The organism is Litorimonas taeanensis (genome assembly GCF_003634015.1).
Taxonomy (GTDB): Bacteria; Pseudomonadota; Alphaproteobacteria; order Caulobacterales; family Maricaulaceae; genus Litorimonas; species Litorimonas taeanensis.
In genome coordinates, this window is the sequence record NZ_RBII01000001.1 from 377,171 (window position 1) to 392,988 (window position 15,818).

Annotated in this window: 10 protein-coding genes; 5 read left to right on the forward strand and 5 right to left on the reverse strand. The window is 45.8% G+C overall.

The window, feature by feature from the left end; genetic code table 11:
- Positions 1-89: 89 nt before the first annotated feature.
- Both DES40_RS01760 and DES40_RS01765 read right to left on the reverse strand, forming a co-directional pair.
- Positions 90-1,583: a replicative DNA helicase gene (locus tag DES40_RS01760; protein ID WP_121098857.1), complete on the reverse strand. Its 1,494-nt coding sequence runs from the start codon at positions 1,581-1,583 to the stop codon at positions 90-92.
- A 122-nt stretch (positions 1,584-1,705) separates the two neighbouring features.
- Positions 1,706-2,548, reverse strand: a complete 843-nt coding sequence (locus DES40_RS01765; protein WP_121098858.1) for an AAA family ATPase — start codon at positions 2,546-2,548, stop codon at positions 1,706-1,708.
- A gap of 205 nt (positions 2,549-2,753) precedes the next feature.
- On the opposite strand from DES40_RS01765, the gene dksA reads away from it, so the two are divergent.
- Positions 2,754-3,176, forward strand: coding sequence for an RNA polymerase-binding protein DksA (gene dksA / locus DES40_RS01770; protein ID WP_121098859.1), 423 nt, complete (start codon positions 2,754-2,756; stop codon positions 3,174-3,176).
- 236 nt (positions 3,177-3,412) lie between these two features.
- Positions 3,413-5,245: a DUF262 domain-containing protein gene (locus DES40_RS01775; protein WP_121098860.1), complete on the forward strand. Its 1,833-nt coding sequence runs from the start codon at positions 3,413-3,415 to the stop codon at positions 5,243-5,245.
- Between the two features lie 643 nt (positions 5,246-5,888).
- Here the strand turns inward: DES40_RS01775 and DES40_RS01780 are convergent.
- Positions 5,889-6,854, reverse strand: a complete 966-nt coding sequence (locus DES40_RS01780; RefSeq protein ID WP_121098861.1) for an SDR family oxidoreductase — start codon at positions 6,852-6,854, stop codon at positions 5,889-5,891.
- 165 nt (positions 6,855-7,019) lie between these two features.
- Here DES40_RS01780 and DES40_RS01785 point away from each other — a divergent pair, with 165 nt between their 5' ends.
- A complete protein-coding gene (locus tag DES40_RS01785) occupies positions 7,020-7,919 on the forward strand; it encodes an AraC family transcriptional regulator (protein WP_121098862.1) in 900 nt (299 codons plus the stop codon).
- A gap of 42 nt (positions 7,920-7,961) precedes the next feature.
- On the opposite strand, the gene DES40_RS01790 is transcribed toward DES40_RS01785, so the two are convergent.
- Together DES40_RS01790 and DES40_RS01795 are read right to left on the reverse strand one after the other, a co-directional pair.
- The gene (locus DES40_RS01790) at positions 7,962-9,803 is read right to left on the reverse strand and encodes a DUF885 domain-containing protein (protein ID WP_121098863.1); all 1,842 of its coding nucleotides are present in this window, start codon (positions 9,801-9,803) and stop codon (positions 7,962-7,964) included.
- 20 nt (positions 9,804-9,823) lie between these two features.
- Positions 9,824-11,665: a DUF885 domain-containing protein gene (locus DES40_RS01795; protein WP_121098864.1), complete on the reverse strand. Its 1,842-nt coding sequence runs from the start codon at positions 11,663-11,665 to the stop codon at positions 9,824-9,826.
- 91 nt (positions 11,666-11,756) lie between these two features.
- Here DES40_RS01795 and DES40_RS01800 point away from each other — a divergent pair, with 91 nt between their 5' ends.
- Positions 11,757-14,366, forward strand: a complete 2,610-nt coding sequence (locus DES40_RS01800; protein ID WP_121098865.1) for an ATP-binding protein — start codon at positions 11,757-11,759, stop codon at positions 14,364-14,366.
- Positions 14,367-14,526: 160 nt separating this feature from the next.
- Positions 14,527-15,630, forward strand: coding sequence for a recombinase RecA (gene recA, locus DES40_RS01805; protein ID WP_121098866.1), 1,104 nt, complete (start codon positions 14,527-14,529; stop codon positions 15,628-15,630).
- Positions 15,631-15,818: the final 188 nt, after the last annotated feature.

Genomic DNA, 15,818 nt, shown 5'->3' on the forward strand with positions numbered 1-15,818 from the left:
CCCCGATGTGTTATTGTTTTTAACACAACAGTGAATTGCATAATATGATTTCGAATTCGCTAATGGGGCGTTTAGGCCGCTTTTAGGGCCTAAAATGCTGCCCCTTCATACTCTTCAGGGGCCAAATTGCCGAATTTGGTCAGGTCTGCGTTAAATGACAGTTTAACCGTTCCAATGGGGCCATGACGTTGTTTTCCGATGATAACTTCGGCTTTGCCGTAGAGTTTTTCCATCTCTTCTTGCCACTGAATGTGCTCATCCGTGCCCTCTGATGGTTCCGCCCGCGCGAGATAATATTCTTCTCGGAACACGAACATAACAACGTCGGCATCTTGCTCGATCGAACCGGATTCACGTAGGTCAGAAAGTTGCGGACGTTTATCGTCACGCTGTTCGACTTGCCGTGAAAGCTGGGCGAGGGCGAGGACAGGAATGTCGAGCTCTTTGGCAAGGGCTTTCAGTCCCTGCGTAATCATCGAAACCTCTTGCACGCGGTTCGCTTGGTTGTTCATGGCGTTTCCGCCCGTCAAGAGCTGCAAATAGTCCACCACAATCATGTCGAGGCCCACCATGCGCTTCAAACGTCTGGCTCGTGCGGAGAGGGCTCCAATCGAAATGCCGCCCGTATCATCAATATGAAGAGGGATGCGGCTGATTTCATCGGCGCTATCACGGATGTGTTCATATTGTTCTGTGTTAATGTCGCCCCGCCGAATACGATGGGAGGGCACGCCAGAATGTTCCGCCAGCAAACGTGTGGCAAGCTGCTCTGATGACATTTCGAGAGAGAAAAACCCCACGACGCCGCCATCAACGGTTTTTTCTACGCCGTTTTCATCACGTTCGCGTCGAAACTTTTTTGCAATATTAAAAGCAATATTGGTCGCGAGAGAGGTCTTACCCATGGAAGGCCGCCCTGCCAGAATAATAAGGTCAGAACGATGCATGCCGCCAAGTTGTCTATCAAGATCCACCAACCCCGTAGACGTCCCCGAAAGATTGCCGTCACGTGAAAAAGCGGCGCTCGCCATTTCAATGGAGTGGATGAGGGCGGTTTCAAAAGAAACAAATCCACTTTGCGTTCCGCCAATCTCGGCCAGATTAAAGAGCTGACTCTCGGCTTGAGTGATTTGTTGCCGGGCATCCATATCGCTATCAGGATCTTTGGCGCCATTTTTAATCTCTTCCCCAAGGCGAATGAGTTCGCGGCGCATAGCCAGATCAAAAATCAGCTTGGCATATTCGGGGGCTGTAACGCCGGGCGGCGCTGAGTCGAGCAAAAGGGCTAGATATTCCACGCCGCCAATATCAATCAGCGTTTCATCTTGGCTGAAACGGTTTTTAAGAACAATCGCGTCAGCGAGTTTGCCGTGTTCGATCAAGACAGAGATAGAGTCGAATATGCGGACATGGATAGGGTTGTAAAAGTGCTTTGCTTGCACAATCCCGCTTACGCGGTGGTAAACCTCATTATCATAGAGAAGCGCGCCCAATAGAGCTTGCTCCGCCTCTGCGGAATGAGGCGTCGTGTCAAGAACCCCCTCAGATGATGGGCCGACGTCATTATCAGATGTAAATACCATGCCGTATTCCTAGTCTGATTCTTGCGGAAGAATATCCGAACAGATACAGAACAAAGCCCCCTATAGCAAATGAGTTATACAGGGGGATAAATAATGGGGATAACGGGGATAAGTTTTTAAGGCTAGCCCTCGCGGCGGCTTAAAAAGGCCAGACGTTCAAATAAATGCACGTCCTGTTCGTTTTTCAAAAGGGCTCCATGCAAAGGCGGTATCATTTTGTTTTTGTCCGTCTCGCGCAAGGTTTCTGGGTCTATGTCTTCGACCAAGAGGAGCTTAAGCCAGTCGAGTAATTCGCTCGTACTGGGTTTCTTTTTCAGCCCAGGCATTTCCCGCACTTCGAAAAAGCGCTTTAAGGCGGCAGAAAGCAATCGCGTTTTAATATCGGGGAAGTGAACCTGGACAATTTGCTTCATGGTTTCAGCATCAGGAAATTGGATGTAATGGAAAAAACAGCGGCGCAAAAACGCGTCCGGCAAATCTTTTTCATTGTTCGACGTGATAATAATGATTGGGCGCTGCTTAGCGGTAATGGTCTCACCCGTCTCGTAAACATGAAAGCTCATCTTATCGAGTTCATGCAATAGGTCGTTCGGAAATTCGATATCCGCTTTATCAATCTCGTCAATCAACAGAATAGGGCGCTGCTCTGAGGCAAAAGCATTCCAAACTTGGCCGCGCTTGATATAGTTTTGAATGTCATGCACGCGGTCATCACCCAATTGAGAATCGCGAAGGCGGGCCACGGCATCATATTCATACAAACCTTGCTGCGCTTTGGTGGTGGATTTGATGTTCCACTCTAGTAGCGGTGTGCCGAGGGCTTGCGCGATTTCATGCGCCAAAACAGTCTTACCTGTGCCGGGTTCCCCCTTAATAAGGAGAGGGCGTTCTAGTGTAATCGCAGCATTGACTGCCATTTTCAGATCTTGCGTTGCCACATAGTTTTTAGTGCCGTCAAATTTCATAGTCGCCTCTTCTCTTTCGCGTGTTGTAACGCGGATTTACCGTGGGGCAAGTCCTCACCTTTATGTGAGCAAAACTTCTGTATTGTGTGATTGCGAATCTGAATGACTCGGTATATGTGGCGTCTAAATTGTCACGGGCAATTTACGAATTTCCCGTTCTGGCGATTTATCATGTTTGTTCAGGATTGACGCCGGGGAGTGCGAAATGACGAAGAAAACTGTAAAATTACCTGCCAATTATATGCCGTCTGATGACGAGGAATTCATGAATCCTCTTCAACAAGAATATTTCCGCCAAAAATTATTGGCGTGGAAGGCTGATATTGTCGCGGAAACACGAAACACGGTGGAATATTTGAAAGGCGAAAATGTCTCTCATCCTGACCCAGCGGATACCGCAGCGGCCAATGCCGACCGTCAATTAGAACTGCGCACCAAAGATCGCTTGCGAAAGCTCGTCAATAAAATCGACAAAGCGCTCCGCCGTATCGAAAATGGCACATATGGCTATTGCGAAGAAACGGGCGATCCCATCCGCCTGAAACGTCTTGATGCTCGCCCTATCGCTACATTATCGATTGAGGCCCAAGAAATGCACGAGCGCGGCGAACGCCTCCAAGCGGGATAATTTTCGCCGCTTTGCGTATGAATATAGACCCGCCCAATGGCGGGTTTTTTTGTGGCTTAGAAGACGTGAGGCGAAGCCTAAAAATCGATCCCGTGAATCGATTTTAGTCGGATAAGGCCACGGCAGTGGTATAGCGGGCCTCATAATTAATATTAATCTGTTACTATCACGCAACGCCATTGATTTTTATTTTGTTCACTGCAACTATTTCGCGAACATCATTGTGAGGAAAGATTGTGGACCCCAAAAAAATTGATATTAGTGGCTTACTGTCTAGCAAGAGACGTATTCAATTTTTTGTTCCGCGCTACCAACGAGGTTATGATTGGAAGGGAGGGGATCAAGTCGCTAAACTTTTTGAAGATATTCAAGAGTGTATTAAATCTGAAAATAATAATCTATATTTAGGCACTATGATATTCGATGTATCGAATGAAAAAGATGGGCGAATTGAAATAATTGATGGTCAGCAGAGATTAACAACACTCATTATTTCTCTCATCGCCTGTAGAAACTTTATCAAAAACAATTCTGGTCATCCCAGCTTCAATGGCAAAGAGTCTAAACTCTTAATTGGAGTAAACTCACATATTTCTACCTCAAACGCACTAGGGGATGACAACAAACTACAGCTTATTGCCTCCGACACAATCAAACAGGTCTTTAACGCAATTTGTGATGAAGATTGGGATGGTAATTTTAAATTTGATATTAAACTCCCTAAAAACAATAGACATACCCTAAGAAAGCAAATCAATAAAATCAGACCCGTCTACAACGAAGCCATGCGAAGCATAGTAGAGTTTTGCGGCAAGTCTAACCCGGGGAAAATCAGAGATCTTCTAGAACAAATCTACCTACAAACTTATATTATAAAAATCGATATTACCGATAAATCTGAGGCTTTCGAAATATTTGAAAGAACAAACGCTCGAGGGAAAGACCTTGAAGTAGCAGACCTCTTAAAGAACTACATATTTCTATCTAAACAACACCAATCCGAAGAGATCGCAGAGAGATGGGATATTATTGCAGAGTTTGCAGGCTCCTCAATGCTAAGAATGCTCAAATTTTTTTATGTCTCCAGAAAAGGAAGCTCCTCGACTAGGGACTTATATAAGAAGATCACAAAGTATGCGCGTGATTTTGATGAGATGGATGAGTTTCTTGATGAACTAGAAGAATTCGCTAGTTTTTATTATTCCTTCTACTCTAATAACAAAAATGACTTCTCAGCAATGCTTCATGAAGAGTATAATTTCAATAAAACAGAAACTGTTGAAATTGAGATATGGAGAACTGTTGGGGCTTTAAGGTACTTTGGAATAAATCAAACCACACCTCTGATTTTCTCAGCTCTTAAATGTTTTTACAGGTCAGATGCTAAGTACAGAGAGTTCTTATCTTTTCTTAGGTTTCTGGAAGGCTACCATTTCATAAACAATAAAGTATGTAGTAGAATTGGTAATGAAGTTGAAAAGCCATACGCGCGTTTCAGTAAAGAGTTTTACAATAGTGAGAGTTTTACTGAAACTTTTTCAAAATTTATAGATGAGATGAAAGAACAAATCGCGTCATTATCTGAATTTACGGAAAAGTTTGGTGAAATCACCTACGATGGAAGTGATCAACCTGCACTCATTAGGTATATATTTGATAGACTATTAAATGAGGGCGTTAAAGATGATCGGGTGCAATTTTTTGATTACTATGCTCTAAAAAATAAAAAACAAAGTAAGTACACGGTTGAACACGTTTTACCTCAATCAAGAATAAAAGAAACCACCTCATCGGAAGCAAGTAATTATGAAAGAATAGGGAATTTGTTCATTCTATCAAATCAGATCAATTCTGCTATTGGCGACAAGCCATTTGATAAGAAAATTGAGTTTTTAAAAAATCCCCAAAAAGTGAAAAAGTCTAAAATCAAACACGTTCCAGATTATGTGAAGGATTTTATTGCTAAGCATGAAAATATAGAAAGTTGGAATGAAGATTACGTTCAAAAACGAGTTCAAACTTTAGCAAAGGACACATATCAAATGATGAAAGGAAGATTCCAATACTGATGTAAGTTCTACTTTATCATACTTTATATTTTCATATGGGCCACGTGTTATTCTCAGAGTTTTAATACGCTGACTTAGCGTCCCTTTTAGTAATATAAAAAATCTTTCCACGTTCCTAGGTCTCTATTTTATAATCATTCCAATGGCTTGTTGTGAATTTATCTCATTCCATTCACGCCCTTTACCCCTCTGTTACACTCCTCTTGTTCGGCTCACACGGACAGGCAGGCGATCGTGGTTTGTTGGTGAGTTGACAGCGGGATTGAGCATCTGGCCTGACGGGGCTGGACTGTGCCGGGTCTTCTGAGATGGGGCCTGACTGACGTGGCCTAGGTTTGTTGATGGCTCAGGCAATCAACGGACTCGCAGGTCATGACTGCAGGGTAGTAATCAGGCCGTCTTGGTACAAACCGCTGCCGCGTGGTGGAAACTGCGTAAAACAAAACTCATCTGGTCTCCATCGTAGAGACCGCCGCGCGGACACGTCCACTTTATTGTGGCGGATTGCCGCCCGCCAACCCAATCCGCATTCTTTATTGCGGCGGATTGAGACTGGCGTTCACTTTGGCTCGGCCCTTGATGGCGAGTGGTAATTTCGCGCGTCCGTATTTAACAGAAATGATTGGGAGGTATAAATGGCGATTCAATCACGGCGTCCATCTGTGACTAAGGTCGGGGACCAATCAAGAGAGGTTTTTTTCTCTGATATGGCCCAGAGTTTAGTGGCGATCGTCTTATCCAATGCAAAGTCCTCTAAGGGGCATTCTCCGACAGGGCCAACCATTTCAAAACGGGTCGGGCCATAATATGTGGCAGGCTTCAAAGACTGTTCCGTTGCGCACATCACTTCGGGCCAAGAGCCTTTTTCAGCAGATTGCGCAAAAATAGATAAAACTTTCCAGAGTAGCTTTGTGACAGTACCGCCATTTTTATCTATCAAACTCGTTCTTGATGCCCCCGGATGGCAAACATAGACCTGTGTTGTTTTATTGGCTGCCTTTATCCGTCTTTGTAATTCATAGCCAAAAACCATTTGTGCTAGTTTACTCTGAGCATAAGAGGCCCAAGCCGTATAGTTATCGTTATAATTCAAATCTTCGAACTTTATACGCTTCAACCCCATCTTATAACCATTACTCCCAACAATGACGATGCGCCCAGAAGAGGCTTCGATGCGTTCAAAGAGTAATCCGCAAAGTAAGAAGTGCCCGTAATGATTGACCCCGAGCTGACTTTCGAACCCATCAACTGTGAAGGTTTGTTTTGGGACTTGAGCAATTGCCGCATTACATATGAGAGCGTCAATGTGTGCAACTTGCATCAGGATCTGCTCTGCCGCCACTCTGACAGAATCTAAGCTCGCTAAATCGAGTGTGATAGAGGAGACGGCGGTGTCTGGCCCGAATTCTTGTTTCAAGATTTGAACGGCGTGGTCTGATTTTTTGGGGTTCCGATTCAACATGACGACATTCGCGCCTTTTGAAAGCAAAATTTTAGTGGCTTCATAACCTGCGCCAGACGTCGTGCCCGTAATCAAATAGGTTTTTCCAGAAAGAGAGCCTATTCTCGCAGGTGTCCAGCCTTGGGGGCCAAAACTGTTTTTTGTCATAGCGTAACTCCTGAGGTTAGGATTAAGTTGTTTTATATCTGTGTTGTAACATATGTCTCTTATGGGGTTCAAAATAGGCTCAAAACTCTTGAAAACTTGCCTATTTGTATCTGTATTGTGGGTTTGTGTTTGAAGGTTTTAAGCTGTGTGGTAGTTAAATCTCCTATGAAAGAGCAAATAAAACAGTTTATCGAAAGCAAGCTAGACGAAGATGGCGTGGTAGAAACGGGTATTGAGGGCGTTCAGATTTTCCGTGTCACAACATCCGTAAGGTGCGCGCCCGCAATTTATGAACCGACTGTTGTGGCTATCGTGAGCGGTGTGAAAGAAGCCATATTAGATGGTGAGGCTTATATCTATGATAGCCGCAAATATATGTGTTGTACTTTGTCTCTACCTGTCGAAGCGGGAACACCAAAAGCGTCCGTGGAAAACCCTCTATTAGGGGTTACAATTTCTCTCAATCCAAAGATTATGTCGGATATGGTCGTTTCAATGGAAAGTTCCGCCATTGGGCTTCAAAGGGCGGCCCGAAAACCTCAAAGTGGGCCACTTCCTAAGGGCTTAGGCCTCGCGCCTTGGGATGAAGCCTTTGGATCAGCGCTGTTTAGGTTGTTACAATTGGCGGACAGCCCGCTGGACATTGCCATGCTAGGTGAGGGGCGATTGCGAGAATTTTACTACGCCCTATTAAAAGGGGAGGCTTGGGAATCAGCCAGACGGGCTTTTGGTGTCGGTAATGATGTGGCGCGTATCATAGAGTATATGTCGTCTAACCTATCTGAACCTATTTCAATCGACGAGATATCTCAAAAACTTGGGATGAGCCGTGCGGTTCTGCATCGTAAATTCAAACAAGCAACGACCTTGTCACCGATTCAATTTGTTAAATCTATGCGGCTTAACAAAGCGGCTATGAATATTGCGGGTGGGACTTCGGTAAATGAAGCGGCATTAGACGTAGGATATACGAGTTCTTCGCAGTTTAGTCGTGAATTCAAACGGCTTTACGGGCAATCCCCAAAACAATGGAGCCAATCATCGGATTTAACATCTTTGGTCTGAGAATATCCCCAACCACGTATCGTGATTGGGGATGATAATAGTTTACTGCTTCTCTGCAATATAGGCGTCAACTTGGTCTTCCAAAACGCTGAGCGGGAGAGGGCCATTGCGTAGAACAACATCGTGGAATTCCCGGATGTCATATTTATCGCCCAATGCCGTCTTAGCTTTAGCGCGTAAATCCAGGATCTTGTTCATCCCGATTTTATACGCTGTCGCTTGACCCGGCATCACGATATAGCGTTCAATCGCTTTGACGCAGTCGCCCTTAGGGTTAGGCGTGTTGGTGACGAGGTAATCAATGGCTTTTTCGCGCGTCCATTTTTTATCATGCAGTCCTGTGTCAACCACAAGACGCGCTGCACGCCAGAGTTCCATCGCGAGACGACCGAAATCGGAATAAGGGTCTTCGTAAAAGCCCATTTCCTTGGGCAGGAACTCTGAATATAATCCCCAACCTTCGGTATAGGCTGTAAAGCGCGCATATTTACGGAAATCAGGTATGCCTTCGAGTTCTTGGGCTATTGCCAGCTGCATGTGATGACCGGGAATGCCTTCGTGATAGGCGAGGGCTTCCATTTGATAGATTGGCATATCTTCCATACGGTAGAGGTTCGCATAGTAATATCCCGGACGCGATCCATCAGCTGCGGGACGTGAATAAAACGCTTTACCCGCGCTTTGTTCGCGGAAGGCTTCAACAGCGCGTACTTCGAGCTCTGCCTTAGGTTTTTGAATAAAGACGCTATCGAGTTCGCCTTTCATAATATTGATAAGGTCAGTGGCTTCGCTCAGATAACGCTCTTTCCCGCCGTCTTCAGTGTAAAAGAATTGTGGATCTGAACGCGTGAATTCGAAAAACTCCTGAAGCGTACCTTCGAAGCCAACTTGTTTCATAATATCACGCATTTCGCTATGAATGCGATCCACTTCGGACAAACCAAGGTCATGAATTTCTGATGGCGTCATATCCGTCGTCGTCATCATTTTTAATTCATAGGCGTAATAATCAGCACCATTCGGCAGTTTCCATACACCGTCATCTGTTGAGGCAGAAGCTTGTTGGCGTTGTAGCTCTGTCCGTAATTCTGCATAAGCAGGGCCAACAACATTTTGTAGCGCAGTGATGGCGTCCGTGAAGAGAGTTTCCCGTTGCGCTTCAGTGAGGTTGAGTTTCTCTGTCTTCTTTTTCAAATTATCAAGCATGAGGTTTAGCTTGTCTGAGTCATCAAAAGGCGCGCCGCTGACGATATTGTCGATGTCGCGTAGAACATGTCCATATACAAAAGCGGGTGGAGCGATGCCTTTGTCAAAGCTCTCTTTTGCATATTTGATAACGGGACCAAGCTTTTTATCGACGCTTTGAAGGCGGGCGATATATGCTTGGGCGTCTTCTAGGTTTTCGATTTTATGCTGATTGAGTAAAAACGTAGGAATGCCTGAATGCGTGCCATACATTTGATTGAAGGCATATCTGTAGTCATACCATTTACGACCCTCAAGCATCCGGTCTGTCTGGTCTAAGAAGATGTCGTAAGAGAGTTGATTTTGTGGGGTTAAATCTGCACGGTCAAAATTAGCTTTCAACTCATCTGCGGCTTGTGCACGCCGATCGAGCCCTTCAAGATAAAAACTTTTGGACATATCGTTCCATTCGTCCATACGCTCTTTGATACCGCGCGCCGCTAATCTTTCAGGATAGCGCTTCAACGAAGCCTCATCATAGGCGTTGAACCAGTCGTTTATCCGTACATTGACATCATTTTCAGCGTTTAACTTTACGATGTTGTTGGGTGTGGTTTCTGGGTGTGTATTATTCTGGCCTTGGCAGGCTGTGAGAGCCAATAAGCTCGCACCTATGATGAGAGTTTTAGTGAATCGCATATTTTATCCTTCGTATTAAATTATTTCGCTAATTTTTGTTCTACCCAACCATCGACAAGTTTTTCGAGGATGGCAAGGGGGACAGAGCCATTGGCAAGTATGACATCGTGAAACTCAGCCAGATTGAATTGTGGCCCTAATTCCGTTTCAGCTTTTTGCCTTAGCGCCTGTATCTTCAACATACCGATTTTATAGGCAGTAGCTTGACCCGGCCATACAATATATCGGTCGATTTCTGCCCTGACGTCGCCTTCGGGGTTAGGTATATTTTCTAGGTAATATTGAACAGCTTCTTCGCGGGTCCATTTTTTAGCATGGATGCCAGTGTCTACGACTAATCGCGCGGCGCGAAATATCTCCATAGAGAGACGCCCGAAATCGGAATAAGGGTCTGTATATAGGCCTAACTCGGCAGGCAGGCTTTCAGCATATAGTGCCCAACCTTCGATATAGGCTGTATGCCCCCCGAGTGTTCTAAAAGCGGGTAAACCTTGTAATTCCTGCGCCAAGGCAATTTGCATGTGATGCCCTGGAATACCTTCATGATAAGCCAGAGCTTGTTGCAAATATTTTGGTTGTTCTTTGATGTCTTTTAAATTGACGTAATATGTCCCCGGGCGCGATCCATCCAAAGCGGGACTGTTATAGAAAGCCCCGAATGCTGTGTCCTCTCTGAAGGGTTCAACGCGTTTTACGATCATATCGGCTTTGGGCTTTGTAATGAATAAGCTCTCTAAACGAGTCTTCATATCGTCTATAATGTCTGTTGCATCAGCCATATAGGCTGCGCGGCCTTCATCCGTATTCGGGTAGACAAATTTGGGGTCCGTACGAAGATAATTAAAGAACTCGCGTAAACTTCCGCCAAAACCAACTTGGGTCATGATGGTTCGCATTTCGTTTTGTATTCTTTCGACTTCGTTTAAGCCAATTTCGTGAATTTCATCCGCGGTAAGATCTGTCGTCGTATAATGACGAAGGCGCGCGGCGTAATAGGCTTCGCCATTTGGTAATTTCCATACACCATCATCAGACGTGGCTTTGACTTCATGTCTTTTGAACATTGCCATCAGGTCTTGGTAAGCGGGTTCGACTGAATTAAGCAATGCGCGTTCTGCGGCTTGGATAAGTTTGTCCTTATTCGGAAGGTCTGCCACCTTTCCCTTAAAGTCAGCGAGGAGAGGGCTATCTGTTGTGCTGGACTGAAAGGGTACGCCTGAAATTACGTTTTCAGAAGCAGAATGAATTTTCTTGTAAACAAATTTAGGTAAAGCAATCCCGCTATCCAATTGGGCTTGGGCCCTATCAGCGGCGTGTTTTAAATAGATATCAAATTGATTGAGGCGGGCAATGTAATCGCGTGCATCATCCTCGGTCTTAATAGGATGAAAATTGATCATAAAGGCTGGTAAATCGGTGTGAGGCCCGCCCATATGTTGAAAGACATAATCATGATCAGAGAATTCATGTGAGGTTAAGTCATCCTCCATTGCGTATTCAAACAAGCGATAGGATAAGCGGGTTTGTTCATCGAGCCGGTCAATATCAAATTGATCTCGTAAAATTTGTAGGCGCGCGCGTTTAATGGCGGCTTCTTCATCAAGGGCCATCGCAGAATTGTCGTCGAGGCGATCCTTATTCGTGTCGCGCCCAAGGTAAGTTTGGTTCATTGGTGAGCGCGCTAGGTCGTCTTCAAAGCGAGCTTCAAACCATGCGTTTAAGTTCGCGCTTTCAGTTTCAACCAAAACCGCGCGAGTGGGTGTATCACTAGATGGCGTGCAGGCCGTAGACGAAAAAATGAGCCCTCCGAGGGCGACAGAGAGTAACAGCGATTTAGAGGTAGAGGAAAGTACAGCGTTCATAGACCTAACTAACATAAAGATTAAAAAAACATATAGCCGAAGCGCGGAATATATCGCAAGAACGTGACAGTATTCTTGTGTGAAGTGATTTATGGACCGCGTATTGCAACCCGTAGACGAAACCCCGCTTGTCCCTAGAGCGAAAAGTAAAGGTCTGGGCGCTGTTCCATTCTGGGTGACTGTTATTGTTATGGCGGCCATTATACTGGCTTGTCTGGTTTTCTTGTTTCTGCAGGCTAGTGGTTTGGGGTGGACTGGCTTTGTATTTTTGGGCGGGCTGTCAGTCATCGCCCTGTTTGGCCTTTTAGGTGTGGTGCTGAATCGGCGGGCCGGGGATATGTCCGAAAGAGAGTCCGATTATGATGCTGTTTTCCAAAACGGGCTTGTGCCTTCTCTTATAGTACAAAACGGCAAACCTGTTCAGGCCAATCAGGCTTATTATAATTTATGCTCACGCCTCGAAGCCTTTTCTATTGGCGATGAACCACCATCCATTGAGAGAGTATTTGCTTCATCAGAAGCTGAAATGGCGGGTGTGATTTTCCGTTTGCATCATATTCGGCCTGAAACTGAGACGGCCGAAGAGGTTCTAGACTACATCTCCACAGAGGGTGTCTTAACCCGATATAAAATCTCTGTCCGCCGTCTTGACCACAATGCGACGCGCTATTTGTGGCAAATATTAGATATTACATCCAAGGGCTCAATGTCCGAAAGTCTGATGACCCAAGCGCCTGTGGGATTGTTTTCGATGTCCAAAGACGGGCGAGTTTTAGCCATGAATGGAACGCTCCGGAATTGGTTGGGGCTTGAAATGGGGCAATATGCTGAGAAAATGAGCGAATTCATAGAAGCCCCTAAGGCGCTTTTAGACAGTCTTGCTGTGCCGGGGCGTAGTGTGCGGACGGATACGCGTTTGATTACGCGAAAAGGAGTTGTAACGCCCACTATTGTTGTCGGTCGCTGGGAGAGCTTAAATAGCGGAGAGTTGGTTTGTAATGCTGCGGTTTATGGACATTCTTCTGCGCCGAAAACAGTTTCCTCTAAGGCTTCCTCCCATATTGACGGGCAAGCAATAGGCCGTGGGCACACGGCCTTAGGGTTGAGCGAGGGGCAGTTGGCGGGTTATGCCGCTGCGCCCATTGGGATGCTGGAGTTAAGTCTCTCTGATGCTTCGCTCGATATTTCTCAAGCGATTGTTACGAGTGTTAATCCTGCTTTTGAACGGATGTGTCAGGGCGTTGAGGCTACACAGAAAAAATTTGGTGAGATGTTTGCGGTTCGCGAAGGAGAACATCGCTTTCTAGAGCTGAACGCCGTGCAATTCGATGCTGACAAGCCTTTTGATGCGACATTAATCGGAGAAAATGCTCTGCCTGTCAGCGTTTATATTTTGGTGGATACGGCGCCCCCGCATGTGGATGAACAGGGGCAAACGACGACGACCATATGGGCGTTTTTGGTGGATGTTAGCGCCCGTAAATCCCTAGAAGATCAGCTTGTACAAAGCCAAAAAATGCAAGCAATTGGGCAGTTAGCCGCGGGCGTGGCTCATGACTTCAACAATCTTTTGACAGCGATTCGTTTGAATACGGACGAATTGTTACAACGTCACCCTGTTGGTGATCCTTCTTACCCAGAATTGCAAAACATCAATTCTACGGGTGCACGTGCGGGGTCGCTCGTGAAAAAGCTTTTGGCGTTTTCACGAAAACAAACACGCCGTATGGAAGTCCTGTCCGTAACAGACTCTTTGTCAGACATGGTTGTGACTTTACGCCAGACGCTGGGTGAAAAGGCCAAACTGGTCATGGTGCATGGTCGGAATTTGCCGCCTATCATGGCGGATAAAAGCCAAATTGATTCTGTTTTGATGAATCTTTGCGTCAATGCGCGTGATGCGATGGCAGAGCAAGGCGGCGGGACGATTACTGTCACAAGTAAACATATCGTCCGAGACAAGGTTAAGGATGCAAGCTTGCAAGAGGCTGTTCGGAATTTGCCGGGGGATGATTTCGTAACAATAGAAGTTGCAGATACGGGCACCGGGATGCCTGATGAAGTTAAGGCTAAAATATTTGAGCCTTTCTTTACAACCAAAGAGCAAGGCAAGGGCACGGGATTAGGTTTGGCAACCGTATATGGTATCGTGGAGCAATCGGGTGGGCATCTATCGGTTGAAAGCGAATTGGGTGTGGGGACGACTTTCCGTATTATCTTCCCTGCGGCAGACCCTGAAGTCATTAAGTCTCAATTGGCTGCCCAAGAGGCGACAGGAGAGTCTGCGTCCGCGCAAAAAGAGGTAAGGAAGCCATCTGATTTAGCGGGCCAAGGGACTATCCTGTTTGTCGAGGATGAAGCTAGCGTTCGCCTTATAGCGGCGAAAACGCTTCGCAAGCGCGGATATACTGTAGTTGAAGCTGAAGATGGTGAAGAGGCATTGGAAATATTAGAGGATGGTGACCATGTCTTCGATATGATGATTTCTGATGTGGTCATGCCGGGTATGGATGGGCCAACTTTGCTGCAAGCAGGAAGATCGCTTTTAGGTCAGGCCCGAATCGTGTTTATCTCTGGTTATGCAGAGGAGCAATTCTCTGAACTCTTGTCGAAAGAGCCTGATGTAACCTTCCTGCCCAAGCCATTTACCTTGGCGCAATTGGCAGAAAAGGTGAAGGCAGAGATTGGCGATGCGGAATAAATGTTTGAATTCAATGTTTTAAGAAAAACACAATTTGTTCCATATTTGTTCTTGCTATAATAGAACAAATATGGAACATAAGTCTTACGGCAGTCCGATATAGCCGTAACTTTATTTAGAATATCGAAGGGCTCCGATATTTCTCTACTGGAGTTTGACAATGGCCAGAAACACCACACCTCTTAAAGTCGTCGGCAAGGCTGATGATAAAAATAAATCCGCTGCTCTAGATGCAGCGCTTTCCCAAATTGACCGTGCCTTTGGTAAAGGCTCTGTGATGAAGCTGGGGCAAAAATCTGCAATGGATGTTGAATCTGTATCGACCGGTTCTTTGGGCCTCGATATTGCGCTTGGCATAGGCGGTCTACCAAAGGGTCGTATCATTGAAATTTACGGACCTGAAAGTTCAGGTAAGACAACGCTTTCTTTGCATTGTGTTGCTGAAATTCAAAAACAAGGTGGGGTTGCGGCCTTTATCGATGCAGAGCATGCACTTGATCCTGTTTATGCAGGCAAGCTCGGCGTGGATGTGAATGAACTTTTGATTGCACAGCCTGATACGGGTGAGCAAGGTCTTGAAATTGCCGATACGCTTGTGCGTTCTGGCGCGATTGATGTTCTTGTTATTGACTCTGTTGCGGCATTGACGCCTCGGGCTGAACTCGAAGGCGATATGGGCGACAGCTTGCCAGGGTTACAGGCACGCTTGATGAGCCAAGCGCTCCGTAAATTAACGGGCTCGATCTCTAAGTCTGGCTGTATGGTTATCTTCATCAACCAAATCCGCATGAAGATTGGTGTCATGTATGGTTCGCCTGAAACAACAACAGGCGGGAATGCTTTGAAATTTTATAGCTCTGTACGTTTGGACATTCGCCGTATTGGTGCCATTAAGCATCGTGACGAGATTGTTGGTAACCAAACCCGCGTTAAAGTCGTGAAGAACAAAGTTGCACCGCCTTTCCGTCAGGTTGAATTTGATATCATGTATGGAGAGGGTATTTCGAAAACTGGCGAGTTGATTGACTTAGGCGTTAAAGCTGAAGTTATTGAGAAGTCAGGCTCTTGGTATTCTTATGGTGATGAGCGTATTGGTCAGGGCCGTGAGAATGTACGCCGGTTCTTGAAAGAGAACCCAGATATTGCTGAAGATGTTGAACTTCGTATTCGTAAGAACGAAGGTCTTATCGAAGAAGAGCTTCTTATGCCAAAAGAAGAGCAAGTTGAGGATGATGGCGACGCGGCCGCTCTTGGTCTCGTTTAGAGTTCAAAACGCCTTATGAAATAGGATTGGGCTACCCGAACGTCCCAATCCCATTGCAAGGCTGAGTATCAAACAAGAGCCCGTGGAGTCCCCGCTCCACTGTCATAACCGCTATCCCTAATCCGCGCGTTTTGATAGATTTGATGGACGCTTTGCATAAAAGAGCGCTTGGCACTGCCGAGCGCTCT

Bases quoted from the DNA above. Each gene is read 5' to 3' on its own strand.
- DES40_RS01760 (WP_121098857.1), bottom strand. From the start codon at position 1,583: ATGGTATTTACATCTGATAATGACGTCGGCCCATCATCTGAGGGGGTT.
- DES40_RS01765 (WP_121098858.1), bottom strand. From the start codon at position 2,548: ATGAAATTTGACGGCACTAAAAACTATGTGGCAACGCAAGATCTGAAA.
- dksA (WP_121098859.1), top strand. From the start codon at position 2,754: ATGACGAAGAAAACTGTAAAATTACCTGCCAATTATATGCCGTCTGAT.
- DES40_RS01780 (WP_121098861.1), bottom strand. From the start codon at position 6,854: ATGACAAAAAACAGTTTTGGCCCCCAAGGCTGGACACCTGCGAGAATA.
- DES40_RS01785 (WP_121098862.1), top strand. From the start codon at position 7,020: ATGAAAGAGCAAATAAAACAGTTTATCGAAAGCAAGCTAGACGAAGAT.
- DES40_RS01790 (WP_121098863.1), bottom strand. From the start codon at position 9,803: ATGCGATTCACTAAAACTCTCATCATAGGTGCGAGCTTATTGGCTCTC.
- DES40_RS01795 (WP_121098864.1), bottom strand. From the start codon at position 11,665: ATGAACGCTGTACTTTCCTCTACCTCTAAATCGCTGTTACTCTCTGTC.
- DES40_RS01800 (WP_121098865.1), top strand. From the start codon at position 11,757: ATGGACCGCGTATTGCAACCCGTAGACGAAACCCCGCTTGTCCCTAGA.
- recA (WP_121098866.1), top strand. From the start codon at position 14,527: ATGGCCAGAAACACCACACCTCTTAAAGTCGTCGGCAAGGCTGATGAT.